23 protein-coding genes and 3 tRNA genes are annotated in these 25676 nt (G+C 65.9%); 13 read left to right on the forward strand and 13 right to left on the reverse strand.

The features are described 5' to 3' along the window. Window positions 1-5: 5 nt before the first annotated feature. From arsC to J2W68_RS06960, 6 genes are all read right to left on the reverse strand, one after another. Window positions 6-356, reverse strand: coding sequence for an arsenate reductase (glutaredoxin) (gene arsC / locus J2W68_RS06935; RefSeq protein WP_310233952.1), 351 nt, complete (start codon window positions 354-356; stop codon window positions 6-8). Further along, window positions 353-1639, reverse strand: coding sequence for a dicarboxylate/amino acid:cation symporter (locus tag J2W68_RS06940; RefSeq protein ID WP_310233953.1), 1287 nt, complete (start codon window positions 1637-1639; stop codon window positions 353-355). Before J2W68_RS06940 ends, arsC begins: the two co-directional genes overlap by 4 nt. Before the next feature lie 70 nt (window positions 1640-1709). Beyond that, window positions 1710-2177, reverse strand: a complete 468-nt coding sequence (locus J2W68_RS06945; RefSeq protein ID WP_310233955.1) for a GNAT family N-acetyltransferase — start codon at window positions 2175-2177, stop codon at window positions 1710-1712. After that, window positions 2174-2953, reverse strand: a complete 780-nt coding sequence (locus tag J2W68_RS06950; protein WP_430539682.1) for a L,D-transpeptidase family protein — start codon at window positions 2951-2953, stop codon at window positions 2174-2176. Before J2W68_RS06950 ends, J2W68_RS06945 begins: the two co-directional genes overlap by 4 nt. A gap of 410 nt (window positions 2954-3363) precedes the next feature. Continuing rightward, on the reverse strand, window positions 3364-4461 hold the full coding sequence (locus tag J2W68_RS06955; RefSeq protein WP_310233956.1) for a dipeptide epimerase: 1098 nt from the start codon (window positions 4459-4461) through the stop codon (window positions 3364-3366). A gap of 25 nt (window positions 4462-4486) precedes the next feature. After that, window positions 4487-5896 (reverse strand): SH3 domain-containing protein, encoded by a 1410-nt coding sequence (locus tag J2W68_RS06960; RefSeq protein WP_310233958.1) that lies wholly within the window; start codon window positions 5894-5896, stop codon window positions 4487-4489. A 250-nt stretch (window positions 5897-6146) separates the two neighbouring features. On the opposite strand from J2W68_RS06960, the gene J2W68_RS06965 reads away from it, so the two are divergent. Then, window positions 6147-8942 carry a TonB-dependent receptor plug domain-containing protein gene (locus J2W68_RS06965; RefSeq protein ID WP_310233962.1) on the forward strand — a complete coding sequence of 932 codons (2796 nt, stop codon included), beginning with the start codon at window positions 6147-6149 and terminating at the stop codon, window positions 8940-8942. A 29-nt stretch (window positions 8943-8971) separates the two neighbouring features. Then, window positions 8972-10522: a serine hydrolase gene (locus J2W68_RS06970; protein WP_430539688.1), complete on the forward strand. Its 1551-nt coding sequence runs from the start codon at window positions 8972-8974 to the stop codon at window positions 10520-10522. A gap of 74 nt (window positions 10523-10596) precedes the next feature. Here the strand turns inward: J2W68_RS06970 and J2W68_RS06975 are convergent. From J2W68_RS06975 to J2W68_RS06990, 4 genes are all read right to left on the reverse strand, one after another. Next, window positions 10597-10673 (reverse strand) — tRNA-Asp (locus J2W68_RS06975). 524 nt (window positions 10674-11197) lie between these two features. Next, window positions 11198-11274, reverse strand: a tRNA-Asp gene (locus J2W68_RS06980). Window positions 11275-11289: 15 nt separating this feature from the next. Then, window positions 11290-11364: transfer RNA gene (locus tag J2W68_RS06985), tRNA-Val, on the reverse strand. Between the two features lie 20 nt (window positions 11365-11384). Beyond that, entirely contained in the window at window positions 11385-11666 is a 282-nt protein-coding gene (locus tag J2W68_RS06990; RefSeq protein ID WP_159679230.1) for an HU family DNA-binding protein, read from the reverse strand. A 261-nt stretch (window positions 11667-11927) separates the two neighbouring features. Here J2W68_RS06990 and J2W68_RS06995 point away from each other — a divergent pair, with 261 nt between their 5' ends. After that, window positions 11928-13913 carry a SurA N-terminal domain-containing protein gene (locus J2W68_RS06995; RefSeq protein ID WP_310233964.1) on the forward strand — a complete coding sequence of 662 codons (1986 nt, stop codon included), beginning with the start codon at window positions 11928-11930 and terminating at the stop codon, window positions 13911-13913. 95 nt (window positions 13914-14008) lie between these two features. Here the strand turns inward: J2W68_RS06995 and J2W68_RS07000 are convergent, their stop codons facing one another. Together J2W68_RS07000 and gloB are read right to left on the reverse strand one after the other, a co-directional pair. Then, window positions 14009-15163, reverse strand: coding sequence for a lytic transglycosylase domain-containing protein (locus tag J2W68_RS07000; RefSeq protein ID WP_310233968.1), 1155 nt, complete (start codon window positions 15161-15163; stop codon window positions 14009-14011). A gap of 11 nt (window positions 15164-15174) precedes the next feature. After that, complete coding sequence (gloB, locus tag J2W68_RS07005; protein WP_310233970.1) at window positions 15175-15939, reverse strand: hydroxyacylglutathione hydrolase; 765 nt, start codon at window positions 15937-15939, stop codon at window positions 15175-15177. 43 nt (window positions 15940-15982) lie between these two features. Here gloB and J2W68_RS07010 point away from each other — a divergent pair, with 43 nt between their 5' ends. From J2W68_RS07010 to dnaQ, 3 genes are read left to right on the forward strand one after another with little or no spacing between them, the layout of a single operon-like run. Further along, window positions 15983-16636, forward strand: coding sequence for a methyltransferase domain-containing protein (locus tag J2W68_RS07010; RefSeq protein WP_310233971.1), 654 nt, complete (start codon window positions 15983-15985; stop codon window positions 16634-16636). Window positions 16637-16658: 22 nt separating this feature from the next. Further along, window positions 16659-17105, forward strand: coding sequence for a ribonuclease HI (gene rnhA, locus J2W68_RS07015; RefSeq protein ID WP_159679220.1), 447 nt, complete (start codon window positions 16659-16661; stop codon window positions 17103-17105). 13 nt (window positions 17106-17118) lie between these two features. Continuing rightward, window positions 17119-17844 (forward strand): DNA polymerase III subunit epsilon, encoded by a 726-nt coding sequence (gene dnaQ, locus J2W68_RS07020; RefSeq protein WP_310233973.1) that lies wholly within the window; start codon window positions 17119-17121, stop codon window positions 17842-17844. Window positions 17845-17859: 15 nt separating this feature from the next. Here the strand turns inward: dnaQ and J2W68_RS07025 are convergent, their stop codons facing one another. Continuing rightward, window positions 17860-18564, reverse strand: a complete 705-nt coding sequence (locus tag J2W68_RS07025; RefSeq protein ID WP_310233975.1) for a PP2C family protein-serine/threonine phosphatase — start codon at window positions 18562-18564, stop codon at window positions 17860-17862. Window positions 18565-19304: 740 nt separating this feature from the next. On the opposite strand from J2W68_RS07025, the gene J2W68_RS07030 reads away from it, so the two are divergent. From J2W68_RS07030 to J2W68_RS07060, 7 genes are all read left to right on the forward strand, one after another. Continuing rightward, window positions 19305-20555, forward strand: a complete 1251-nt coding sequence (locus tag J2W68_RS07030) for a tyrosine-type recombinase/integrase (protein WP_310233977.1) — start codon at window positions 19305-19307, stop codon at window positions 20553-20555. Window positions 20556-20973: 418 nt separating this feature from the next. Next, window positions 20974-21684 carry a hypothetical protein gene (locus J2W68_RS07035; RefSeq protein WP_310233979.1) on the forward strand — a complete coding sequence of 237 codons (711 nt, stop codon included), beginning with the start codon at window positions 20974-20976 and terminating at the stop codon, window positions 21682-21684. Between the two features lie 143 nt (window positions 21685-21827). After that, entirely contained in the window at window positions 21828-22802 is a 975-nt protein-coding gene (locus J2W68_RS07040) for a hypothetical protein (protein ID WP_310233981.1), read from the forward strand. A 318-nt stretch (window positions 22803-23120) separates the two neighbouring features. Continuing rightward, entirely contained in the window at window positions 23121-23342 is a 222-nt protein-coding gene (locus J2W68_RS07045) for a hypothetical protein (protein WP_310233983.1), read from the forward strand. After that, window positions 23339-23644, forward strand: coding sequence for a hypothetical protein (locus tag J2W68_RS07050; protein ID WP_310233985.1), 306 nt, complete (start codon window positions 23339-23341; stop codon window positions 23642-23644). The genes J2W68_RS07045 and J2W68_RS07050 overlap by 4 nt, the downstream gene beginning before the upstream one ends. Further along, window positions 23641-24120 carry a hypothetical protein gene (locus J2W68_RS07055; protein ID WP_310233987.1) on the forward strand — a complete coding sequence of 160 codons (480 nt, stop codon included), beginning with the start codon at window positions 23641-23643 and terminating at the stop codon, window positions 24118-24120. The genes J2W68_RS07050 and J2W68_RS07055 overlap by 4 nt, the downstream gene beginning before the upstream one ends. Before the next feature lie 125 nt (window positions 24121-24245). After that, on the forward strand, window positions 24246-25538 hold the full coding sequence (locus tag J2W68_RS07060; RefSeq protein WP_310234470.1) for an AAA family ATPase: 1293 nt from the start codon (window positions 24246-24248) through the stop codon (window positions 25536-25538). Window positions 25539-25676 lie beyond the last annotated feature (138 nt).

Below are 25676 nucleotides of genomic sequence, written 5' to 3' on the forward strand. Positions count from 1 at the left end.
CGGCTTCAGTCCAGCAGGTCCAGCAACCGCTCGGTCGGCCTGCCGATCACCGCACGCTCTCCGCGCACCAGAATCGGTCGTTCGATCAGCTCGGGATGCCTCACCATCGCGTCGATGATCGCGTCGTCTTCGAGCGTCGCATCCGTGAGACCGAGTGCGTGATAGGCGTCCTCGCCGGTGCGCAGCAAGGCGCGCGGCGCGATGTCGAGGCGGCGCAGCAGCGTGCGCAGGGCGTCGGCGTCGAGCGGCGTTTCCAGATAGCGCACGACATCGGCATCGATGCCGCGCGTCTGCAGCAGGTCGAGCGCGGCGCGCGATTTCGAGCAGCGCGGGTTGTGCAACAGGGTCCAGGTCATGCCACTGGCAGGTCCGTAGAAGCCGAGGCGTCGCTGTATCGGCTGACGACCGCGGTCGCGGTGACGTGGGCGGTGGTGTTGGCAACGGTGGCGAAGGCGTCAGGCAGGGTGTCGACGGCAAGCAACACGCCAAGCGGTTCGATCGGCAGGCCCATCGCCTGCGTGACCGGCAGGTTGTTGGTCATGAAACTCACCTGGCCCGGCAATCCGACCGAACCCATGCTGATGACGATGCTCAGACCCACTGCGATCGAAAGTTGCGCGGGGCCCAGCGCCGCACCGTACATCCAGGCAATGAACACCACGACGCTCAGGTACTGCGTGGGGCTGGCGATGCGGAACAGCGAGACGGCCATCGGCAGCACCAGTGAGGTCACCGCCAGTGGATAGCCCAGACGGTTGCGCGCGCTGTCGATCATCACCGGCAGCGACGCCAGTGAGGACTGCGTGCTCGCGGCGATCGCCTGCACCGGGAGCAGGGCTGCGGCAAAACGCGACAGGCGCTCGCCGGCGACGGTCACAGCGACCCCATACATCAATACGGTGATCGCCACATACAGCACGCACTGCAATGCGATGTAGTAGCCCAATGCGGTCAGCACGCCGAGACCGACATGCGCGCACACCGCCAGCACCAGCGCGAACACGCCGACCGGCGCAGCCCACAGCACCCAGCGCACGACGACGATCATCGCGTCGCCGATCGTGCGCACCAGGTCGAGCATGCGTTCCCGGCGCTCGGGTTCGAGCCGGGTCAGCGCGAAGCCGAAGAACATCGAGAACACGACCAACGGCAACATCGCGCTCGCGGCTGCCGCGGCGATCGCGTTGCTCGGAATTACGCTGGTGATCCACAGGCCGAAACTGGGCGCCTGTGGCAGCACTTCAGGGGCCTGGATGGCGGCGCGGAACGCGGCGACCAGCGATTCGTCGCGTGGCACCAGTGACAAAAGGGCAGGTGCGGCGATCGCGGCGAAGGTGCCGCAGACCGCCAGCAGCACCGCGAACGTGGCCATCGCCATGCGCGCGTTGCGACCGGAGGCGGCTGCATCCGCCGCGCCATTGATCCCGACCACGACCAGCGCCGCGACCAGCGGGACCACGGTCATCTGCAACGCGTTGAGCCACAGCTTGCCGACGGGTTGCGCAAACTCGGCGACGCGCAATGCGGTGTCAGGGTTCCATGCCGCCAGTGAGAGGCCGACCACCGCGCCGGCCAGCAGCGCCAGCAGCACACGGATGGAGGCGGGGAAGGGGCGACGTGCGGGAGCAGCTTCGGTCATGGCGCGTGGTCGATTCGACGGACCACCGCAGGATGCCATGCGGCGCGACGATCACGCGGTCTGCGCTGCATCAGCTGTGCGTGCCCAGATCGAGCGCGAGCGTGTCGCGGATGCCGTCGACGAAGCCCGCACGCAGGTACAGCGCCTTCGCACGCGGATTGTGGTGATGCACTTCGAGCCGCAGCACGGCCATGCCCCAGAGGCGCGCCTGTGCACTGGCGATCTCGAGTGCCTGCGCGCCGAGTCCGCGGCCGCGCGCGGTCGGTGCGATGTAGAGCTCGTCGAGCAGCGCGTGGTGACCGCCCTGTTCGAGGCTGAAGCCGCGGGTCAGTGCCATGTAGCCATCGTTGCCGTCCGCCCCGAGCAGCAGCAGTGCGCCGCAGCCGGGATCGGACAGCAACGCCGACACCGCGCGCGGTGTGGCGACGTCGTCGAAGCACAGGCGGTCCTCGATGTAGAAGGCCCGCATCATGTCCAGCACCGCCGCCAGGTCGTCCAGGGTGGCGATGCGCGAGACCAGTGGCGCTGCTGTGCTCATTGGGAAAGTTCCGGCAGCTGCCAGGCAGTCTGCAGGCGCGCGTATTCGGCTTCGGGCAACAATACGAAGCGCGGCGTGCGCGCCGGATCCAGCCAGCGTAGCAGCGCATCCATCGCCGCATCGCTCATCGCGGTACAGCCTGCGGTGGTCTCGTCGGGGCGGCGCAGCAGGTGGGCAAAGATGCAGCTGCCGCGGCCGGCCTCACCGTTCGCGTTGTGTTCGATGACGAAGCCCTGGCGATAGCGCACGTCGCCGTCGTTGTGCAGGTCGAGGCGCATGCGCTCGCTTGAGCCTTCGACTGCGGCCGAGCCGACGTCCTGCTCGTCGACGATGCGGTTGTAGAGCGGCGAGGTGGGCACGTCGATGCAGTAATGCGAGGCCTGCATCGGCAGGTAGGGCAGCGCGCCCACGCCCGCGGGCGCATACCCGAACGCTTCGCCGATCGCGAACACGCCGGCGGGCGCGCGGCCGTCGCCTTCGCGCTTCTGCGGCTCGCTCGCCTGCGCCGGATGCAGGCCGATCCCCCAGCCGCTGCCGCTGCGGCCCAGCATCACCGGCACTGCCTCGCCGACCACGCGCCAGGCGCCGTCGCCGTCACGTTCGAAGCGCTGCATGCGCGCCTGCGCAGCGTCCCAGTCGGCGGACGTCACGACGACGAGCTGCTGCGCGCCGGCCAAAGGCGCTGCGCCGGGGGTGGGCGTGGAGCTGCAGGCGGCGAGCAGCAGAGTGGCCAGCAGCATCGCGATACAGCCGGCGCGTCGATGGAGTCGGGGCATGAAAGCGTCCTCTGGGTGCATGGATCGAGCGGCTGGCGCCTGCGCGCCAGATGGCGGGCACGTAGCGTTTGCCGGGGGGACATCGTGCGGGGCGCGCGTTGACGGGGGCGAACAGGGCGACTCCGGCCAGACGTTGCCGCGACCTGCGACGACACATCGTACGTCGCGGCCAGCGGACGTCCAGGCGCGCGAGGTCGACGCATCCGGGATTCCGGCTCTGGCACATCGTCCAGTGCGAGCGTCTCTCCAGTCCTTGTTGCGTTCGATGGGCAGACGCGGGGCGTGGCGGCGAATGCTCCGTCGTCGCGCACCTGATGCGTGTTCTCCGGCACGGAGCGACGCGGCGCTCGATCGCGCGTGCTGGTCCCTTTCGGCGCGGACCTTCAGCAGTCGCGAGGCCAGCTGCATGGTCAGCAGGCGATGGGCTGCAGGCCACGTATCGACACGATGCCCAGGCCCGGTGCATCGCCGATCGAGATCTCGGCATCGGCGAAGGTCACACCGCCCTCGACCGGATTCCACGCGCACAGCGACGGTCCATCAAGATCGACCTTGGTAATCACGTCCGATTTGGCCACGGCCAGATGCGCCGCCGCGGCGACGCTGATGCTGGTTTCGATCATGCAGCCGATCATGCAGTCCACGCCGTGCAGGCCGGCGATGTCGGCGAGCGTGATCGCGTCCGACAGACCCCCGGTCTTCATCAGCTTGATGTTGACGATGTCGGCTGCGCGCATGCGGATCAGTTCGATCAGTTCGATCGGACCGAACACGCTTTCGTCCGCCATCACCGGCACGTGCACGCGGTCCGTGACGTATTTGAGGCCCGCCAGATCGTGCGCCTTGACCGGCTGCTCCAGCAGCTCGGGTTCGATGCCGGCGTCCTCGAGCTGGCGCATCGCGTGCACGGCCTGCTTCGGCGTCCAGCCCTGGTTGGCGTCGAGCCGCAACAGGGCGCGGCCGTCGACTGCGGCGTGGATCGCGCGGATGCGCTCCAGGTCGACGCGCAGCTCCTTGCCGACCTTGATCTTCAGCGCGCCGAAGCCGCGCTCCACCGCCGACAGCGCATCGGCGACCATCTTGTCGACTGCGTCGACGCTGATCGTGATGTCGGTACTGATTACCGGATCGCCGCCGCCGAGGATGCGGTACAGCGGCGCGCCGTGCAGTTGCGCGAATAGATCGTAGAGCGCGATCTCGACCGCGGCCTTGGCACTGGTGTTGCGTTCCAGCGCGGTCTGCACCAGCCGCGTCAGCGCGTTGAGATCGGCGATCTCGCGGCCAACCAGCCGCGGCGCGATGACGGTGGAGATCGCCGCGACGATCGAGCCGTGGGTATCGCCGGTGATCACCGCGGTGGCCGCGGCTTCGCCGTAGCCGATGTGGCCGGTGTCGGTGTGGATCGTCACGATGATGTCGTCGACGCGCTCCACCGTGCGCAGCGCGGTCTTGAACGGCGTCTTCAGCGGCACGCGCACCATGCCCAGCTGGATGTCGGTGATCTTCATCGGCGTGTCCGGTGAGGCGCGCGCGTCAGCGCACGCGCTGGATGCTGGTGATGCGGTGGATGGTGGTGCCGTCTTCACCCGACAGCATCGGCGTCATGGGCGTGACCACGACACCGTTGAGTGGCAGGCGCGCGATCGCGCCGCTGGCGTTGCGCACGTTCATGCCGGCGGTGTCGTGGATCACCCAGGGCTCACCGTCGACGTGGCCGATGACCATCATCACGTGGCCCGGAATGAACACCATGTCGCCGACCTCGGCCTCGCGGAGGAGTTGCAGGCGCTGTGCATAGGGCATATCGGCCGGCACCTCGATACGGTTCAAGGCCGGACTCGTCGCCTGCGCGCTGGTGTTGCGTGGCAGCAGAATGCCGAAGCCGCGGTAGATCTCCGAGACGAATCCACTGCAGTCGCGCGCGTTGTACGCATGCCCCCAGCCGTAGCGTTCGCCGAGGAACTTGAAGGCCTGGCGGATCAGCGCGGCGCGCGTATACGGCAGCACGTCGCCGGCAACATCCGCCGACGCCGGCAGGAGTGCCGGCGCAAACGACAGCGTGCCGTCTTCGCCGCGCACCGGCAGTTCGACGATGTCGCCGAAGGCCGGCACCTGGCCATGCAGCACGCGGCTCGCATCCCAATCGGCGCGCGGCACACGCACGCCCATTTCGAGCTGTACGTCCGAGACCGCAGGCGCCTCGGGCGTGAACACCGTGCGTGCGGTGGCGCCGGTGACAACGATGCCTGCGGCCGCACGCGCGGCGTACCCGGCGACGGCGTCGCGCGTGCCGATTGCCACATGCTGCGCACCGACCCATCCGCGGTAGCGCTCGCTGACCACGAACAGCCAGTCGCCGTCGCGGCTGGCGTGCAGCACCGCGACCGGCGCGCCGGGGAAGAGGGCATCTTCCTGAAAGCGGTCGATATCGGTGTCCTCGGGACGACTGAAGACGCGGGTCACGGTGGGAAACGCGCGCAGGTCGGCGCGGCCTACGACCAGACCGAAACGGGGCGTCACCTGCGCGGGCAGGGCGTCGAGCGCCAGCGCGTGCATCCAGGCGTCAACGGTTGCGGCATCGACGGCCCCCGCCATAGTGAACCGGGGCGTCGTCGGGCGCTTCGACAACGCTTCAATCCAGTCGACGACCGTGCCCTGGTCGAGCTGTGCCGGCAGGGCGAGCGGGTCATAAATCGAGGCGTCGTCGCGGCGCATCGCCGCGTTCTGCGCATCGATCGCGACTGCATCGAGGACCAGGGCGTCGGGCGCGTCGAGGCGGGCGATCCAGAAGTCCGCCGACAACATCGGCGCGGCAAGGCCGGGAATCACACTCGCGGGCGACGCAGCCTGGGTGGCGCCGGGTGCCGGCAACAACGCAGCCAAGGTCAGCAGCGTGGCGAGCATGCACCGCGTGGCGAATGGGGACAGGGGTTTGAAACGCATCGTGGCTCCTGCGTCGATGCGCGCGAAGCGGCGCACCGGTCTGCGGTCGAGCACTCGAGAGTATTTGCTTTTCGCCCCGGGACAAGGCGGCGCATCGATTGACATCGATTCGGAACGGGTGGTAATCACCTGGTCATACCCGTCCGGTAAGGGGCCCTTGGGGCGGCCGGGTTGTGTTCGATGCGCTGTACCGGCGTGCCTGCCGGTTATGTGCGCCGTATCGTCATGCCACCAGGGGAGTCCGTCACGCATGTCCTGCCAGCCCACGCAGCACCCGCCCGTCTTCCATTATCTGAGCGCTGCGCTGCTGTTGGCGCTTGCGGCGCCGGCAAGCGCGCTTGCGCAGTCGTCGCCTGCTGATCAACGCGTCAGTACGCTGGATCAGGTGCAGGTCACCGGTTCGCGTATCGCTCGCACCGAGATCGAAGGCCCGGCGCCGGTCACGGTGATCACCGCCGAGGACATCGAGAAACAGGGTTTCAGCACGGTCTGGGAATCGCTGGGCACGTTGACCCAGTTCACCGGCAACACGCTCAACGAATCCGACCAGACCGGCAATTCGCCCAACGGGCAGTTCATGAATCTGCGCGGACTGGGGCCGGGCTATCAGCTGATCCTGCTCAATGGACAGCGCCTGGCCGACTATCCGCAGCCTTACGGTTCCAACGGCACGGCGGTGAGTCTGGGCAGCATTCCGGCAGCTGCGATCGAGCGCATCGAAGTCATGAGCGGTGGCGCCTCGGCGATCTACGGCTCGGATGCGGTCGCCGGCGTGGTCAACATCATCACCAAAGAGAATTTCAGCGGCGACACCATCCGTCTGCGCGGCGGGACCACGACGCAGGGCGGCGGCGACACCGGTCTGTTCCAGTGGACCGGCGGGCGCACGGGCGATCGCTGGAGCCTGACGTATGCACTGGAGCGGCTGGACCGCGAGGAGATCGTTGCCTCGCAGCGCGATCTCACGTACCTGGCGCATCCGCAGTACCGCACCAATCCCGAGCGACCGACCGCGTCAATCAGTGGCGTGTATTTCCGCGCAGGCCAGAACTATCTGTGGCGCACCGATGCCGGCGGGCTGTCGCTGTCCGACCAGGCGATGCTCGAGGCCTGCGACGCGACCAATCCGGATTTCGTGCCGTTTCATTCGGCGGCCTCGGTCGCCACGCCCAACCGTTGCGGCGCGCTCGACTACTACAACGCGCGGTCGATCCAGAACGCCTACGGCAAGACGTCGGCCTACGTATCGGGCAGCTTCGATTTCAGCGAAACCGTCACCGGTTACGTGCAGCTGCTCGGCAGCGACTCCAACGACAAGAGTTCCAGCCAGACGCATTACTACATCGGCGAAGGGCCGTTCACCGTGCGCGATCCAGAGCTGGGGCTGGTGACTGCGCAGCGCATCTTTCTGCCCGATGAAGTGGGCGGCACCAAGTACATCGAATACGACGAACGCGCGTGGACGATCAACGCCGGCCTGCGCGGCACGCTGGCCGCCGGCCGCTTCGACTGGGACGCGAGCCTGACCTCGTCGCGTTTCGACATCACGACCACGCGCCCGCGCTTCCTCACCCGCGCCGTGCGCGACTACTACATGGGGCCGGTGCTGGGTATCGCGCCGGACGGCAACGAGATCCGCGAGTTCTACACCGATCGCCTGTTCGCGCCCGGCTCGGCCGCGCTGTACGACCAGCTCACCACGACGGTGGTCAGTGAGGGCGTGTCGAAATCCGACCAGGCGCAGTTCGTCTTCAGTGGTCCCTTGTTCGATCTGCCGGCCGGCCCGCTGCAGATGGCCGCAGTCGTCGAAGCCGCGAAGCAGGACTATGCGCTGACGCCCGATCCGCGCACGACCGTCGACTACACCGGGCCCGACCGCGTCTACAACCTGACCAGCACACCCGGCGGCGGCCCGCGTGACCGTTTTGCGCTGGGTCTCGAGTTCCGCGTGCCGGTGTTCGCGAGCCTGGAAGCGACACTCGCCGGTCGCTATGACAAGTACGACGACATCACGTCCGTCGATGACGCGGTCACCTGGCAGGCGGGCCTGGAATGGCGTCCGTTCCGCAAGCTGCTGCTGCGCGGCGCGCATGCGACGAGCTTCCGCGCGCCCGATCTGCTGTGGATCTATGCGGGCACCACCGGCTCCAATCCGTTCGTCGACGACGAATACCTGTGTCGCCTCAACGGCATCGCCGCCGAATCGCCCGAGTGCAACGCGGCGTTCAACTACCAGACCTATCTCACCCAGTCTTCCAATCCGTTGCTCGAGGAGGAGAAGGGCAAGTCGACAACGCTGGGCATCGTCTGGGACGTGTTGCCGAACCTGTCGGCGAGCGTCGACTGGTACCGCATCGAGCTCGAAGGTCGAGTGCAGGCGCTGTCGAACAGCTACTACCTCGAGCAGGAAGCCAACTGCCGTCTCGGCCAGGATCGCGATGGTGGCGCCGTCGACACGAACTCGCAGGCCTGCCAGTTCTACGCCGGCGCGGTGGAGCGCGTGGTCTCCGACCTCAATCCGGATGGCCGCATCACCCGCTTCGCGACCTATCCGATCAATGCATCGCTGATGCGGACCGAAGGTCTCGACGCCTCGCTGCGCTATGGCCTCGAACTCGGTCGCTGGGGCGACTTGAACCTGCAGGCCGGGTACACCCACGTGCTCGAGTTCGAGGTCGCGGAATTCGGCGACGAAGCGCCCCGCGACGTGCGCAGCACGGTGGAATACAACAGCCAGCGCAGCCGCGCCAACTGGCGCGCCAGCTGGTCGAACGACGCCTGGAACACCAGCCTCTACGGGTATCGCTACGGCAGTCGGCCGAACTACAACGGCAATGTACTGCCGGGCCGTACGTCGGGCTATGTGATCTGGAACGCCGACGTCTCGCGTCGCATCACCGATGACGTGACGCTGGGCATCAGCGTGCTGAACCTGCTCGATGAAATGCCGCCGCGTGATGACTCGCACACCGCCTGGCCATACTTCGCCAGCAGCTACAGCGCGATCGGGCGTCAGGTGTTCGCCAACATCACGTTCGACTTCTGACAGCCGTGCCCAAGCGCGTCGCGCGCTGGATGGTGATCGCCCTGCTCGTCGTCGCAGGGCAGGCGGGTGCGCGTGATGCGCTGGTCGACCCTGCACGGCTTGCGTCGCTGGTCGACGATGCGGTCGCGCGCTATGACCTGCCCGGGATCGCGGTCGGGGTCGTCGTCGATGGCGATGTAGTGCTGCGACAGACGCGGGGCGAACTGCGCGCAGGGCAGGGCGAGGCAATCAATCCCGAGACGCTGTTCAAGGTCGCGTCCAACAGCAAAGCGATGACCGCGGCCGTGCTGGCGCGCCAGGTCGATGCGGGCCTGCTGCGCTGGGACGATCCGGTGGTCCGGCATCTGCCCGATTTCCGCATGGCCGACGACTGGGTCACGCGCGAGATCCAAGTCCGCGATCTGCTGATCCACAACAGCGGTCTGGGTCCCGGCGCGGGCGATTTGATGCTGTGGCCGTCGCCGAACCGCTTCACCCGAGACGAGGTCATCCACGGCCTGCGCCATCTGCAGCCGCACTGGAGTTTTCGTTCGCGCTACGCCTACGACAACACGCTCTACATCGTCGCTGGGGAAGTGGCCGCCGCTGCCGCTGACGTGCCCTTCGATGTCCTGGTGCGGCGCGAAGTGTTCGAACCGCTCGGCATGACGCGCTGCCAGGCCGGCGGCTGGTCGCGCGATGCGGTCGGCAATGTCGCCCAACCGCATGCGCGCATCGACGGCCGCAATGTCGTCGTGCGCGCGGATGCCGACATGATTCCGGATGAGCCGATGATGGCCGCCGGCGGTCTGCGCTGCAGTCTCGACGACATGCTGCGCTGGGCGCAGGCCTGGCTCGAATCCGGGAGCGCGCCGACTGGAGGTCACTGGCTATCGCAGGCGCAACGCGATGCCGCGTGGACAGCGCACATGCCGATGCCGGTCAGTGCGCGGATGCGCGCGTGGGATCGCAGCCATTTCTCTGCCTACGGTTATGGCTGGCGGCTCACCGATGTCGACGGCACTTCAAAGGTCGCGCATACCGGGACGCTCAAAGGCATGTATTCCGCGCTGACGCTGTTGCCCGAACGCGGCGTCGGCATCGTCGTGCTGATCAATGGCGATGCTGACGAAGCGCGCACGGTGTTGATGCAGGCGCTGGTCAAGCAGTTCACCGGCGCAATCGGCCCGCACGATGTCGATTACTACGCCAGTCTGCTCGCAGCGGAGCGTGCGGACAGCGGGACGGCAGGGGCCGGCACGCGAGAGCCGGCACGCACGCCGAACGCGCGCGAAATCGACAGCGTCGCAGGGCGCTGGCGCGATCCGTGGTTCGGCAGCGTCGCGGTGTGTCCGCGCGGGGATGGACTGACCTTCGTGTCCGAGCGTTCGCCGAAGCTGCACGGCGACGTGGTCGTGGAGGGCGATCGCCTGCAAGTGCGCTGGCGGGAAGCCGATGTCGATGTCGACGCATGGCTGATCGCATCGCCGCCGCAAGGCAGCGCGACCTCGCTGCACATGGCCAAGGTCGATCCGGGCGCGGACTTCAGCTACGACTTCGAGGATCTCGCATTCGAGCGCGAGGGCGATTGCCGCCGATAGCAACGAGTGGGCCGGAAGCGATGTCGACACACACGAAAAACCCCCGCATTTCTGCAGGGGTTTTCGCTTGCAAATGGCGGAGCGGACGGGACTCGAACCCGCGACCTCCGGCGTGACAGGCCAGCATTCTAACCAACTGAACTACCGCTCCAAGGCGCGAGATTCTACATGAAAGTTCGGGCTTGGGAAGAGGCCGCGCGTACTTTTTTTCGCCGCGTTCGCCGTGCATCGAATCTGCCTGCAGCCGCCGTCGGCGACGACGTCACCGCAGTCTTCGATGCGTTCGCGCGTCAATCGTTCTGCGGGATGCGAGGCCTTGCGCGCGGGAGCACCGATCGCCGGCGATCTCCAAGGTGAAGGAGAACCCGCCACACGAATCGAATGGGCCCTGGTCATTGCTGATCGAAATACCGGTCGATGTCGACGCATGGCCTAGCGCGGCCGGACAATCGGCTCGGTTGATCGGCTAATCGGCTAATCGGCGTGTGGTGTGCGAGCGTGCGCGATGTGTCAAAAGGCCGAAGTGCAGCCGGCTATTCAAAGGCATCGGGAATGTGCGGGCTGCCACCGGCCGCGCCGACATCGAACCGAGCGGCACTCGCGGCGAAGACGCATTGCATAAAAACGCAGGACACAAAAAACCCCGCATCTCTGCAGGGCTTTCTGTTTGTAAATTGGCGGAGCGGACGGGACTCGAACCCGCGACCTCCGGCGTGACAGGCCAGCATTCTAACCAACTGAACTACCGCTCCGCGCTTTGAAACTTTTGGTGGGTGCTGAGGGTTTCGAACCCCCGACCCTCTCCGTGTAAAGGAGACGCTCTACCGCTGAGCTAAGCACCCATGCGGAACAATCGAGCCGCTTACTTTACTGCATCCTTCAGCGCCTTGCCAGCCTTGAACGCAGGCACGGTCGAAGCGGCGATCTGGATCGGCTCCTTGGTCTGCGGGTTCAGGCCGGTACGCGCAGCGCGCGGACGGGCAACGAACGAACCGAAGCCGACGAAGTTGGCCGCGTCGCCGTTCTTCAGCGCCTCGGTGATCGTGTCGAGCAGGCCGTCGACAGCGCGGCCAGCGTCGGCGCGCGACAGGCCGGACTTCTCGGCAACCGAAGCGATGATGTCGGACTTGGTGAGGTTTGCCATCAGTGAATTCCTCTTCTTATTGAGATAGCGACGTGTCGTACGTCTGGAGCATCCGGCCGGCGGCGCATTGCGTTGCTGGTACGGACGTGGGTTCCGGTCAGGCGCGCATGTTACGCGATCCCCCAGGCGATTACGACCGGATTCCGGATCGCGACTGAACAGGTGTAAGCGCGCTCACGGCGCGGCGCGGAGGGGCGTTGCGTCTGCGCGGCCGCGGGCTTGCGGGTACACTGGGCGGCTCGCCATCCCGTGTCCGGACCCATGCTGCAAGCGCTTCGAGATAAGACCAGTGGTTGGATCGCCATCGCCATCGTGGCGGTACTCGCGGTCCCCTTCGCGTTCTTCGGCATGGAGCAGTATCTGTTCCAGAACAATGCCGACTATGCCGCCAAGGTCGAGGCGCCGCCGAAATGGTGGCAGTCCGCGCCGGACTGGTGGCTGGTGCGGAAGTTCGCGTGGACGTCGGCCGAGGTCAGCGCCGCGGAGTTCCGGCAGACCTTCGACAACGTGCGCGAGCAACGTCGTCAGCAGGAAGGCGAAGCGTTCGACGCGCGTGCGTTCGAGACGATGGAGAGCAAGCGTGAAGTGCTCGAGCAGCTGATCGACCGTGCGGTGCTCGGCCTGGCCGCCGATCGCGCCAACATCGTCGTCGGCGATGCACAGGTGCAGGAGGTCATCCAGTCGATCCCGGCATTCCAGGTCGAGGGTCGCTTCGATCCGCAGCGCTACCAGATGGCGCTGCAGTCCACGCAGCCGCCGCGTACGCCGCGTGAGTTCCAGGAAAGCATCCGTATCGATCTGCAGCGGGCACTGGTGCCGCAATCGATCGCCGAGACCGCGTTCGTCACCGAGGGCGAATCTACGCGTCTGATGCGCTTGCTCGGTGAGCGTCGCGACGTCAGCTTCGTCGTGGTGCCGCCGCCGGCCGTCGACACTGCCGAGGTGTCGCAGGCCGATCAGCAGGCCTGGTACGAGTCACACGCCGCGCGTTATCGCGAGCCGGAGAAGGTCGCGCTGGAATACATTGAACTGAAGTCCGCAGCCGAAACCGGCGCGGAGGACGCGACCGTCGACGAGGCTGAAGCGCGCGCCCATTTCGAACAGGTGAAGTCACGCTTCGCGACCGCCGAGCGTCGCCTGGCCTCGCACATCCTCGTCGAAGTGCCGGCCGGTGCCGACGAGGCCACGCAGCAGGCTGCGCAGAAGAAGGCGGCGGACATTGCAGCCAAGGCGCAGGCGCCCGGCGCCGACTTCGCTGCGCTGGCACGCGAGAACTCGGACGATCCGGGTTCCAAGGACGGCGGCGGCGATCTGGGCTGGGTCGAGAAAGGCATGATGGCCGGCGCGTTCGAGGACGCACTGTTCGCGATGGAGCCCAACGCGGTCAGCGCGCCGGTGCGCACCGACTTCGGCTGGCACGTGTTGCAGCTGCGCGAGGTGGATGCCGGCGAGCCGGTCGCGTTCGAAGACGTCCGCGAGCAAATGGAGAAGGAAGTTCGCGAAGGCGACGGCTCGCGCGCGTACAACGAGCAGGTCGGCCGCGTCGTCGACGAGATCAACAAGAGCCCGATGTCGCTGGAACCCGCGGCGGCTGCCGGTGGCGTGCAGATCCAGACCATCGCGCCGTTCGCGCGTGGCGCCGGCAGCGGCATCGCGGCCAACAACGCGGTGGTGCAGGCGGCGTTCTCGGAAGCGCTGACCCAGGACGGCACTGTCAGCGATCCGATCGAGATCGGTCCGAACCAGACGGTCTTCATCCGCGTCACCAGCCACACGCCCGAGCGCGCGCAGCCACTGGAGCAGGTGCGCGAGCGGGTGATTGCCGAGGTCCGGGCCGACCGGGCGCGCAAGCAAGCCGAGCAGACTGCCGATGCGATGGTCGCCGAGATCGCGGGTGGCAAGACCCTGCAGGCGCTGGCCAGCGAGCGGCAGTTGCAGGCGCAGGACGTGCCGGGCATTCCGCGCGGTGCGCCGGTGCCGGATGCGAGTGCCAGCCAGGCCTATTTCCGCGCCGCGCCGCCGACCGGCGATGCGCCCACGCCTGGAAAGGTGATGCTGGCTGATGGCAGCGCCGTCGTGTTCGCGGTGACCAAGGTCGAGCGGGGCGATCCCGGGGACGCGAGCGAGCAGGAGCAGGCGATGCTGCGTCAGCAGCTCGGCAGTCTGCTGGGCAGCGAGGATGCGGAAGTCATGCAGCGCAGCCTGCGCCGCCAGATGAAGATCACGGTCAACGAAGCGCGCATGTAAGCGCGCTTTCGCGGCACACAAAAAGCCCGGCTCGTGCCGGGCTTTTTAATGGGCGGGGAGATGCGAAACGATGCGCCGGGACGCATCGCGCCCGATCAGCGCTCGTCGATCAGCAGTTCCATGCCGGGCCGCAACACGCTGCGCGCATCGAGCGCGTTGCGCGTGAGCAGTTCCTGGGTGCGCAGGCCGTAGCGCTTGGCGATCGACCACGGCGACTCGCCGCGCGTGACCGTGTGCATGCGCGGCGCGGCAGCGCTCGCGTCGCTGGCGGTCGGCACGACGTCCACTTCCGGCGGCGCCTCGGCCATGAACACCGGTGGCGCGGCCGCGGCCTGCGGCACCAGCAGGGTGACCGGCTGGCCGATCCGCGCCAGACGGCCATCGACATGGGCGGGGTTGAGGCGCTTGAGGCGCGCGGCATCGGTCTCGTGGCGACTCGCCAGTGTGTCGAGATCGCGGATGCCTTCGGGTACTTCGATCGCGGTCAGCGCCGGCACCTCGCGGTCCATCGAGGCCATCCACGTCTCGCGCTCGCCGGCCTCTTTGATCAGGCACGAGAGCGCATGCAGTTTTCGCACGTAGGCCTGCGTGTGCTGCGGCATGGGCAGGGTTTCCGGCGTGGCGTCACGGGCCTCCTGGCCGGCGCGCTTGAGCGCGCCGAACACCCGGTACTCGCCGGCGTTATAGGCCATGACCGCCAGGCGCCAGTCGCCGGCGAACATGCCGTGCAGCGTCTTGAGATAGCGCACCGCCGCGCGGGTGGAATCGGCGGGCGACAGCCGGCCGTCGTAACCCGGGCGGATCGGAATCTCGTGATTGCGCGCGGTCACCGCGATGAACTGCCACAGGCCCGCAGGCCCGGACGCACTGCGGGCACCGGGGCGGTAGCCGCTCTCGACGAAGGGAATCAGCGCGAATTCGGTCGGCAGGTGCTGGGCGCGCACCTCTTCGACCACATAGGCGAACAGCGGCAACACGTCATTTCCGCGCGAGGCCAGCTGCCGGGGCACGTGACCGAAGTGCGAGCGCCAGCGTTCGGTGGCATCCGCGGTGCACTCGGGCTCGGACAGGCCGTCGAGAAAACGCCGGTAGACTTCCTGGCCGTTATGCGTGACCGCTGGGGTCGAGGTGGCGGTGGCGAGCGTGGCCGGAACCAGCGCCGCGGTGGACTCGTTGGAAGGTGCGCTGGTCGCGAAGCTGCTTGCTGCCGGGGCCGCGAGCGCGAGCAGCGCCGCGGCCAGTCGGGTCATGCGCCCCGGCCTCATGCGCGGAAGCCGTCTTTCCAGCGCCGCAATGCGGCGAAGACATCGACCCGGTCGGTCAACGCGGTGCCGGCATGGCGCGAAGCGGCGGCGCGCACGGCATCGGTGTCGACGCGGAGGAACGGGTTGCCGTCGCGCTCGCTGGCGAGCGTGACAGGCAAGGTGGGACGCGAAACACTGCGCATGTCGAGGATCTCCTGTTCACGGCGCCGCAGCGCTGCGTTGTCCGGGTCGACCACCCGCGCGAACGCGGCATTTGACCGGCTGTATTCATGACCGCAGCAGACCTGAGTATCGGCAGGCAGAGTCGCCAGCCGATCGAGCGAGGTCAGCATCTGGGCCGGCGTACCTTCGAACATCCGTCCACAGCCGAGGCTGAACAGGGTATCACCGCTGAACAGAACCCCGTGACCTTGGAAGGCCACATGGCTGCTGGTGTGGCCCGGCACAGCGAGCACGTCGAAGCGCCAGGCATCGATTTCGACGGTGTCGCCATCGCCCACCCGGACCGTCGCCTGCGGAATCCGCGGATCGGCGGGCGCGAACACTGGCAGGTCCGGCCAGTGCGCCAGCAGCGCGGCCACACCGCCGATATGGTCGTCGTGGTGGTGGGTCAGCAGCAGGGCGACGGGCGTCAGGCCGTCCTCTGCAGCGGCGAGCACCGGCCCGGCTTCGCCCGGATCCACCACGATGGCGCGGCCGGTCGCATCCGAAAGCGTCCAGATGTAGTTGTCCTCGAAGGCGGGCAAGGGCTGCAGTCGCATGGGTTCGGCTCGGCGGCGGCTGGAAGCCATTACAATGTGGACCATGCCCGCGATCTTCCAGGCCGGTCAACCCGGCAGTGCCCGCAACTGGTTCGAAAGCCCCGCTGGCCGCGCGATTCTCGACAGTGAGCACGCGCTCGTCACTGAAGCGCTGGGCTCGCACCCGGGCCTGCCGTGGCTGTGGCTGACGCCGACGGTGCCCGATCTGCACGTCGAGGGCCGTGGCCTGTGCCTGGTGCGTCACGGCGATGGTCTGCATGGGCCGGTGCGCTGCGGCGCGCCCTTGCCGCTGCCGAGCGAAGCCTTCGGTGCGGTGGTCCTGCAGCATGTGGTCGGTGGCCGCGAGGATGTCCTCGGCCTGCTCGATGAGGCCGCGCGCGTGCTCGCGCCCGGTGGTCACCTCTGGATGCTGGTCCTCAACCCGCTCACCCCGTACCGCTGGCGCTGGCGCGGCACCGGCATCGCCAGCGCCGAGCCGCTGACCTGGCGCCGCAGGATGCGCGATGCCGGCCTGGCGCCAGACGCCGTATCGAACGGCGTGGGTCCCAGCTGGCGCCCCGAGGCCGTCACCGAGTCGCAGAACGGCCCGGGTCTGCGCGCGGCCTACGCGCTGCGCGGGCAGAAGCGGCATCTGCCGCTGACGCCGACACGCAGTCGCCGTGCGATGCCGATGCCATTGGCCGCTCCGGCGGCCTGATCCTCATGTTTCCGGAACACCGATGAAGTCGATCGAGATCTATACCGATGGCGCCTGCCTCGGCAATCCCGGGCCCGGCGGCTGGGGCGCGCTGCTGCGCTACAAGGCCACCGAGCGTGAACTGTCTGGCGGCGAGCCCCTGACCACCAACAACCGCATGGAACTCATGGGCGCGATCGCTGCGCTCGAAGCGTTGAGCGAGCCGTGCGAGATCGTGCTGCACACCGATTCCCAGTATGTGCGTCAGGGCATCACCGAGTGGATGCGCAACTGGATCAAGCGCGGCTGGAAGACCGCCGGCGGCGGCGCGGTCAAGAACCAGGATCTGTGGCAGCGCCTGCAGATTGCCTGCGAGCGCCATCAGATCGACTGGCGCTGGGTGAAGGGGCACTCCGGCCATCCCGAGAACGAGCGCGTCGACGCGCTCGCCAGTGCCGCAGCGCGCGAACAGCGCACCGCCGCGGCCTGACGGAAGGACACATATGCGCCAGATCGTCCTCGATACCGAAACCACCGGCCTGGAATGGAAGAAGGGCAACCGCGTCGTCGAGATCGGCTGCGTGGAGCTCGTCGAGCGTCGCCCGACCGGCCGCACCTATCACCAGTACATCAAGCCCGATCGCGATTTCGAACAGGGCGCGGCCGAGGTCACCGGCCTGAGCCTGGAATTCCTCGCCGACAAGCCGCCCTTCGCCGATATCGCCGATGCGTTTCTCGAGTTCATCGAAGGCGCCGAGCTGATCATCCACAACGCGGCCTTCGACGTCGGCTTCCTGGACAACGAGCTGTCACTGCTCGGTCCTGCGTATGGAAACCTGCGTCAGCGGGTCACGGTGGAGGATTCTCTGCTGCTCGCGCGGCAACGCTATCCAGGTCAGCGCAACTCGCTCGATGCGCTGTGCCGCCGGCTTGGCGTCGACAATGTGCACCGCCAGTTGCACGGCGCGCTGCTCGATGCCCAGTTGCTGGCCGAGGTGTATCTCGCGCTGACCGCCGGCCAGCATGAGATCGGCTTCGGTACAGCTGCTGAGCCCGAGCGTTCGACGCGGCATGTCGTGCTCACGCAACCGGCCGGCGCGCGACCGGCGCTGACGGTGCAGGCCGACGAACTCGCTGCGCATGCGGCGCGGATCGAAGCGATCCGCAAGAAGGCGGGCGTGTGTCTGTGGGAGCCCGTCGCTTTGCTGGCAGAACTGGAGCCCGCCTGAAATCCGCGCCGGCGCTCAGTGCCGGCGGATCAGGATCACCGTGACGTTGTCCGAGCCGCCGCCATCGAGCGCCGCGGCGACCAGTCCATCGACACATTCCTGCGCGCTGCATTCCAGATGTGCGAGCACGCGCGCGATTGCGCGGTCGTCCACTTCCTCGGTCAGGCCGTCACTACACAGCAGCAGTTGGGTGCCCGGTGTCAGCTCGCCAGAGAGGGTTTCGACGTTGAGCGTCTGCGGATCGGTGACGCCCAGCGCCTGGGTCACCACATTGCGATGCGGGTGGCTGCGCGCCTGGTCGATGCTGATCGCGCCCTGGGCGATGAGTTCCTGCACGTAACTGTGATCCTGCGACAGCTGCGCGAGCTTGTTGTCGCGCCACAGATACACGCGGCTGTCGCCGACCCACGCCACCTCGAAGCGGTTGCCGGTCACGCGCGCGGCCACGACCGTCGTGCCCATCGGCAGACTGTCGTTGCGGCGGCGCGAGGCACGGATGATTTCTTCGTCGGCGATGCGGATCGCCTGCGGCAGGGCGGTGCCCTGGCGGATCTCGCGGACGATCGTCTCGCGCGCGAGGGCGCTGGCGACCTCCCCGTACTCGTGGCCGCCCATGCCGTCGGCGATCAGCCAGAGGCCGAGCTCGCTGTCGCCGTAATAAGTGTCTTCGTTGAGATCGCGCCGCAGGCCCATGTGCGTTAGGTGGCCGAACTCGATCACGCGTGTTCCCTGGCAAGGGCCGAACGGGGTGCCTGCCGCTGACAACGCAGCGGTCCCATCGCGGCGGCCATCGAGGTTCGGCAGTCGGCGCGAGACACGACGCGGAGCGTCCGGAACTGGGGAGGAAGGCGCATTCGGTATTGTGACGGTGGACCCGTTCGGGAGCATAGGGCAAGCGTGGTGCACGTGGTGCATTGCGTGCAGTGGCTGTGCGGACACGTTGAGTTTTGCAGCGTCATCCCAGCGGAAGCTGGAAGCGCTTCTTGACAGCCGGATCACTGTTCAGCGACTTCGATCTTGATGATCGGGACAAGCGGTCCGCGAAGTTCTGCGCGTGGTGTCCCAGGCGTAGTGGTGGAGCACGGCCGCCTCTGGCGCAGTCACTTGCGTCGTCTACCGGGGGATTGTTCGGCCCATCCATGGGCTCACCCCTGCAGCGCTTCGCGCTTCCGGGGCCAGCCGTTCGGCTGTCCGGATTCGCTCCCGGCGAATCCGTCGAACCGGGGGGTTCTCATCAAACTCCCCCCTCTGCGCCAGAAACGCAAAACGCCCCTTGCGGGGCGTTTGCGAATCTGGCGGAGAGGGGGTCCGCCCAACTCGTGTCCGGTCAAGTCCAACCATGTCCCAGTTGTCCGTCTGGAAGCCCTTGAAGTGGCCGTATCAGTCGGATGACCGTCCATTCTTGTCCATTGACGTTCGCCTAAATCCGTGCCTTTATGTAGGTAACAGGGGAGGGAACGATGGCGAGAGCGGTCAACAAGCTGACGGCTTTGAAGGTCCGGAAGCTGAAGGAGCCCGGCCGTTACAGCGATGGCGACGGTCTGTACTTCTATATCTCCCAGTCGGGCAGCCGTTCCTGGGTGTTCCGCTATCGCGACAGGACGACCCAGAAGCATCGTGACAAGGGTCTGGGGCCCGAACGCGACGTGTCGCTCGAACAGGCACGAGAAGCTGCGAGGCGAGCGCGAGCATCTATCCGAGAGGGCGTCGACCCGATCGACTCAGACGCAAAGGCGAAAGCACAAGCAGCGATCGATCGAGCACGTGGTGTATCGCTTGGCCACTGCATTGAGCAGTACATCCAGGCTCATCGTTCGTCGTGGCGCAATGAGAAACACGCTAGCCAATGGGAGAACACACTCAAGTCCTATGCGAGTGATCTATGGGACCTGCCGGTCACGGTGATCGACACTCCCGAGATCCTGCGCACGCTTGAGCCCATCTGGTACGACAAGACAGAGACAGCGACACGCGTCCGGCAGCGGCTCGAAGCGGTGCTGGACTGGGCGGCGGCGCGAAAGCTTCGATCTGCAGCCAACCCAGCACGGTGGCGAGGGCACCTCGACAAGCTTCTTCCCAAACCCGCAAAGCTCAAAGCCGTAAAGCCGCGGCCAGCCCTGCCATACACCGAGGTGGGCGGCTTCATGCAGCAGCTCCGCGCCAAGGACAGCCTCGGTGCCCGAGCGCTCGAGCTCATCATCCTCACAGCCAGTCGCCCCAGCGAGGTCACTGGTGGGCAATGGAGCGAGATCGACTTTGCACGCGCGACCTGGACAGTCCCGGCCGAGCGCATGAAGGCGGGCAAGGCGCACCGAATCCCGTTATCCGATCAAGCAATCGCCGTGTTGAGAGCGATGCCCCGGATCGACGCTAAGTACATCTTCCCCGGCGAGGGAAAGAATGCATCGATGACGACTGCTGCACCGCTCAAGGTCCTCAAGGAACTGAGCCCCGGCGTCGTTTCGCACGGCTTCAGAAGCACCTTCCGCGACTGGGCTGCCGACATGACCGCGTTTCCGCGGGAGATTGCTGAGCAGGCGCTCGCCCACTCGCTGAAAGACAAAACCGAAGCCGCCTACAGGCGCACGGATTTCTTCGTGAAGCGGGAAAAACTCATGACCGCGTGGGCAGACTACTGCGATCGCGTCCAAGCCGAAAGCGATAACGTTGCGTCAATCGTGAGGGCAACTGAGAAAACTGGCATGCGCTAAGGCGGATGTCTTCAAGCTGGCGTGAGCCAGCAAAGCGGCGAAACCGGGTGCGTCAACACCCGGCTCGCCTTCCACAAACGTTCCTATGGAGAACGATCATGGCAACGCAAATTATACCTGCACGGCTGTCCTTTCCGCGGTGGCACAACTCGTGCGACCGATGCGATGTAGAAGTGACCAACGCCTTCGGACCCACTCGCAAGTGCATGTCTCATCGCGAGGACGCAGCCGGAATCTTCACCTGCGTCCTCTGCGCCAACTGTTCGACGGAGGTTGAAGGCAAGCGGCCATCAGCGCGCGAGAACGCCTATCGCAGGGCGCTGGTCAGGCATGCCGCGAAGTACTCCGCTGACTACGCACGTTTCGTTGCATCTTGGTTTGGCGTCCGCCTGACCAAGCGACTGTTGGAGGCCTGATCATGAAGATCGAATCAGGTGAAAATTCGCCGAATGCTCGTCCGCTCTCTGCAGACCCGCTGTTGCAATTTCTGTCTGCTGACGTGCCCCTTCGAACGCTCTTGGAACATGGCGCGCAAGCGCTGGATTGGCTTGCTGCACTGAATGTGTCGCCAATCGTGATGACGTATCCCGACGCTGAGGGCGGCATGGTTGTCGAGGAGGTCAGCAAGGTCGGGCTGATCGAGCGCGCCTATCAGCTCGGCTGGGAAGTCGTTGACGAGGGATGCGAAGGGGTCACATTCAAGAATGCAGTCGATTGGCAGGACGCTGACGACGCGCCGGAACGCGTGCCTGGCATCTGGTTCTCTCATTGCGACTGCGTCGAATGGGAGGTGGACGGCGGGGGCGCGCCGCTCAGCCTTCCCTCTGATCGTCTGCGCGAGCTAAGAGAAGCTTATGTAGCGGGCAGGGAAAGGCTACACGCCGAGAGGCTGCAGCGGGAGGCTGATGCAATTGCAAAGCGCGATGCAGATGCTCGTGAGGGGCACGAGATCCTCATCGAAAACCGCATCGCACTGCATCGGCGCAAGGGTGTGGAGATCACCCGCGAGCAAGCAGAGCGGGAGGTCGAGGACATGGTGCAGGGGTTTCGCGGTATCAGAGAGCTAGCTGTTGACTTGGCCGAAGCAGAAGCTAGCGTCGCCTCATCTGCTGATTCGAAGTCGAGTTAGCTGAATTGCAAGGTGTGCTTTAGAGCCTCGAAGACGAAGCGCAGGTATCGACCACGATCCCTGCGCAGCATCGCGCTAACGTCCCTTGGCGAAATTTATCCACCCGGTCGCTCAGGCGGCTTCGAGATCAAAGGAGAAAAGTCTTGGTCAGCGCTCTGCACAAGCTCAGGTCTTGGATGACCGTAGAAGACGTCGCGGAAAGTCTTACAGCTCTTGCCGGTGAGCCCGTAAAGGTGGCGGATATTCTTGCGCTGGCGCTGGATGGTCACGTCGTATTGAGCGTGAACATTGTCAACGGACAGAGCGCCAAGCTTGGCGCGATTGTGGATAAGGGAAGTGCGAGCTACAGACTAGTCGCGTTACCCGGCCGAGATCCATCGATCCCCCTTCCGGATGTTTCAGGCTTCCCGGAAGAAGGTGATCGGCGACAGCAAGAGGCTTGGTGCGAGGCGAACGAGCAGAACCTTGAAGGCATTGCGTTGATCCCGAAGGCCCAGTTCATCGGTGAGAGCGGGTGGTACGAATTCCCTCGGAAGATCAGCACAATCCGCGGACTATGGGATCTGACCATGGAAGGCGCTGAACGTCTTGATGTCCAGCATGCACTCAATTTCGAGACCGGAGCTGGAGATGTAACGGACGTCAATCTCGAAGGTGTCCTGCTCAAAGACCCCAACAGCGACACCGTTGCCTGGCTGCACACCCACTTCTCTGAGAACGAGTTTTGCAAGGATAGGGATGACAGAAAGAAGTATCCCTACGGCCAAGAGTCCAGCTATTTTCCGTCCGGAGGCATACCTGAAGAGTTTGCACTCGTGGTTCGATCTGCTGAGTTCTCGAAGCTATGCGGCCTCGTGGCTTCAGTACCGGACGAAGGGGGCGATAGGAGCAGCGCCATGAGATCGGACCTGAAACAGAACTACGAGATCATCATCGCTGCTCTGTGGAAAAAAGCGCACGGAGATGGTGGGCCGGGAGCAATTTCTTCAAGTCATTACACAGCGGCGTCCTCGCTGGTAGCAGTTCTTGAGCTTGAAGGGGTGCGAGGCCCTTCAGCCGACAGCGTCGGGAGGATTCTTAAGAGCGCGAAGGCGCATCTGAAAATCGGAACTTCATAACTTCCTAGGAAGTTCCGAAGATACACCTCCAAGAAGGAAGAGCCTGCCCGTAACGCCGCACGTCAGCGGCCACACGGTGCAGATGATGGACGCAAACGGATACCGAGAATTCCGCCCCTTCGTTGCCGAGTGCACGAAGGTAGGTATCGGCCGATCGAAGGCGTATGAGCTCGCCTCGGAAGGGTTGCTCGAGACGGTCACGATCGGGAAGAAGCGGTTCGTTTACCTGGATAGCCTCTACTCGTTGCCGGCCCGCATCGGGGTCTCCAGTGGTCGCGGCAAGACGCACTCAAGCGGCTCTGCGTCTGGAGGTGTCCAGTGAGCGACATCTCGCTTCTCCGCGCCTTGTATCGGCCTGACAAGGTCGTCCCCGTGCCCAGTCTCATTGACTTGGGCGATGCCTTGCACGCGCAGTTCCTCCGGTTGGCTGAGGATCCGACGTCGGAGCGGTATCAGGCTGTCATCGCAAACCTCGATGGGGTGCGACGTGCTGTCATCCGCATGTCTGCGGAGGCAAGCACGCTGGACGGTGCAGCGTGAGCTCGCCGGTCCCTCATTCGTCGGTGGATTTGTTCGGAGCAGGCAGCGCCACCAGCGACTGGACGGTGGAGGCTGCCGCACTCCTCGAGCGGTTTGCTGCATCGGAATCTCAGCCTTGGACTTGCGAGCGCTATCGCGCATGGGCCGCTCAGCAGGGCCTGCATCTGCCTGATGAGCAGCGCCGGTTCGGCGCTGTAATTCTCGCGGGGCTGCGGTTGGGCTGGTTCGTGAGGGTCGGTTATGCGCCGGCTCGATCGAGCAATAGCGCGCCGAAGCCGCTCTACATGGGTGTCGGTCAGTGAGTGCCGCGCCGCTCGATCATCTGCTTTCCAGGCTTGAGGGCGTCCAGTCGTCTGGCCGTGGCTATCGCACGCGGTGCCCCTCGTGTGGTGGTCAGAGCCGCAAGCTCAGCATCACCGAAGCAGACGCGGGCCGGCTGCTGGTTCACTGCTTCGGGGGGTGCGAGACCAGCGATGTCCTAGGCGCAATTGGGCTAGAAATCGCGGATCTCTTCCCGGAGCGTCTTCCGGCAGACACACCTGCAGCTCGGCACCAGGCCCGTATCGCAGCGCGCGAGTCTCAGTGGGGCGCAGCGCTCGAAGCGCTCGAGCACGAAGCGCTGATCATCCATATCGCTGGCCAGCAGCTCGCGAAGTGGCACCTCCTCAGCATCGAAGACGACCAACGGCTCGCATTGGCACTCCGCCGAGTGGAAGAGGCGCGAGCGATCCTCCGGCCCTTCAGGCCTAACTGGCGCGCGAAGGCGGTGGGCGCGTGAAGGTCTCGACCGCGTCTCTCGACGCGAGGGCGGAGCGTGCGGCGCTGTTGGAGCGTGGCTGCGATCCGCGGGACGAGGCGATTGCTGGAGCGTATGGGTCCGCACCCCGGGCGCTTAGCGAGTCCGTGGGTGGCCGCACGCAAGGCCCTTCGATCTCCGAGGCTCTTCGGGACCAGCTAATTCCGTGGAGCGAGGAGGAGCTGCTGGCCGCACTGCAGCCATGGCCGCATGCGTTTCGAGAGGGCAACACGGGACTCTTTCCCTCCGGAGAGGTGAGCATCCTTGCCGCTGCCGGCCGTGAGGGCAAAACGACCGTCAAGATCGGTATCGCGGTGGCGATGGTGACTGGCCACAGTCTCGCCGGCGGCCTGCTGCCCGAGTCAGACCGAAGCGTGGTGGTGTACTCGGCCGAAGACGACCGTCAGCAGTACGCACGCAAGGTGGCTGCCCAGATCGCGTGTCTGGGCGAGCGTGAGGGTGCATGCGTGCGGGAGCGGCTCTTGGTGCCGAACCTTGACGACGCTGGCCTCGTGGCGGCCAAGACACTGGTGATGGTGCTTGACGGTCAGCCGCTACCCACCGGCACCGTGGACGCCATCATCGAGGCGCTCGAACCGCTGACGAATGCTCCGGCACCGCTGGGCCTCCTGATCTTCGAGACAGCCAGCACGCTGTCTGATGCGGAAGAATCGAACCCGGGTTTCAGAGTCCTTGTTCTGGCGCTGAAGCGGATCGCCAGAGAGCTCAAGGTTCCTGTCGTTCTGTCCCACCACGTCTCGCAGGCATCGCTTGCGAACCTGGCCGACCTCAATGTGTCGACGACCGATATCCGCGGCGGCACTGCGCTTGTCAACAACGCTCGCCAGACGGGGCTGCTCGTCAACCTGGGCAGCGAGGACGACCCGTTCCCAGAGAACGATGCGCGGACAGTGCTGCGACAGATGGCGGCGCCCGGCCGGCCTGAGAAGGTGACGGCGCTCATTTCGCTGGACAGCTCGAAGGGCATCACGCCGCCTCCGATCTTCTTCCGCTGGGTATCCACGGAATGGGGGCCGGCTGCAATTGAGCTGGACGCCCCCCGGGAGCTCGCTGAGCGGTCATGGCGGAAGGTCCACGAGATGGTCCGCGCTCGGCGATCGGAGCAGAAGGGCCAGGCGAAAGAAGAGAAGGCAGAGGCAACAACCGCCGAGCGAGTCCGCCGTGTTGTCGAGGCTGTGCAGGCCTTGAAGGCTCGCGGGACTGACGAGCCAGTAACGCTGCGGCGCATTCGCGAGCTGGCGGGCATGTCGTCCGACGTCGCCAACAAGGCGATCGAAAGGGCCGTAGAGGAGCGTCTGATCAGGAGCTCCGCGGCAACCCTTCGGGGGAAGGCCGCCACCGTCTACGCCCTGGCTGACATCGGGGAGTCCCGCCAGTGATTAAGAAACACGAAAAAACGGCGCTACGGGTGGGGATCTCGCGGGACATTTCGCGGGACTCCCGCCAGTCCCACCACAGCTACGAGGATGCGGGCGTTAGCCATGGCGCGCGCCGCAAGGGGCGCATGGCGTCGCCCT

Source organism: Luteimonas terrae (assembly GCF_031457535.1).
In the GTDB taxonomy this organism is placed as follows: Bacteria; Pseudomonadota; Gammaproteobacteria; order Xanthomonadales; family Xanthomonadaceae; genus Luteimonas; species Luteimonas terrae_A.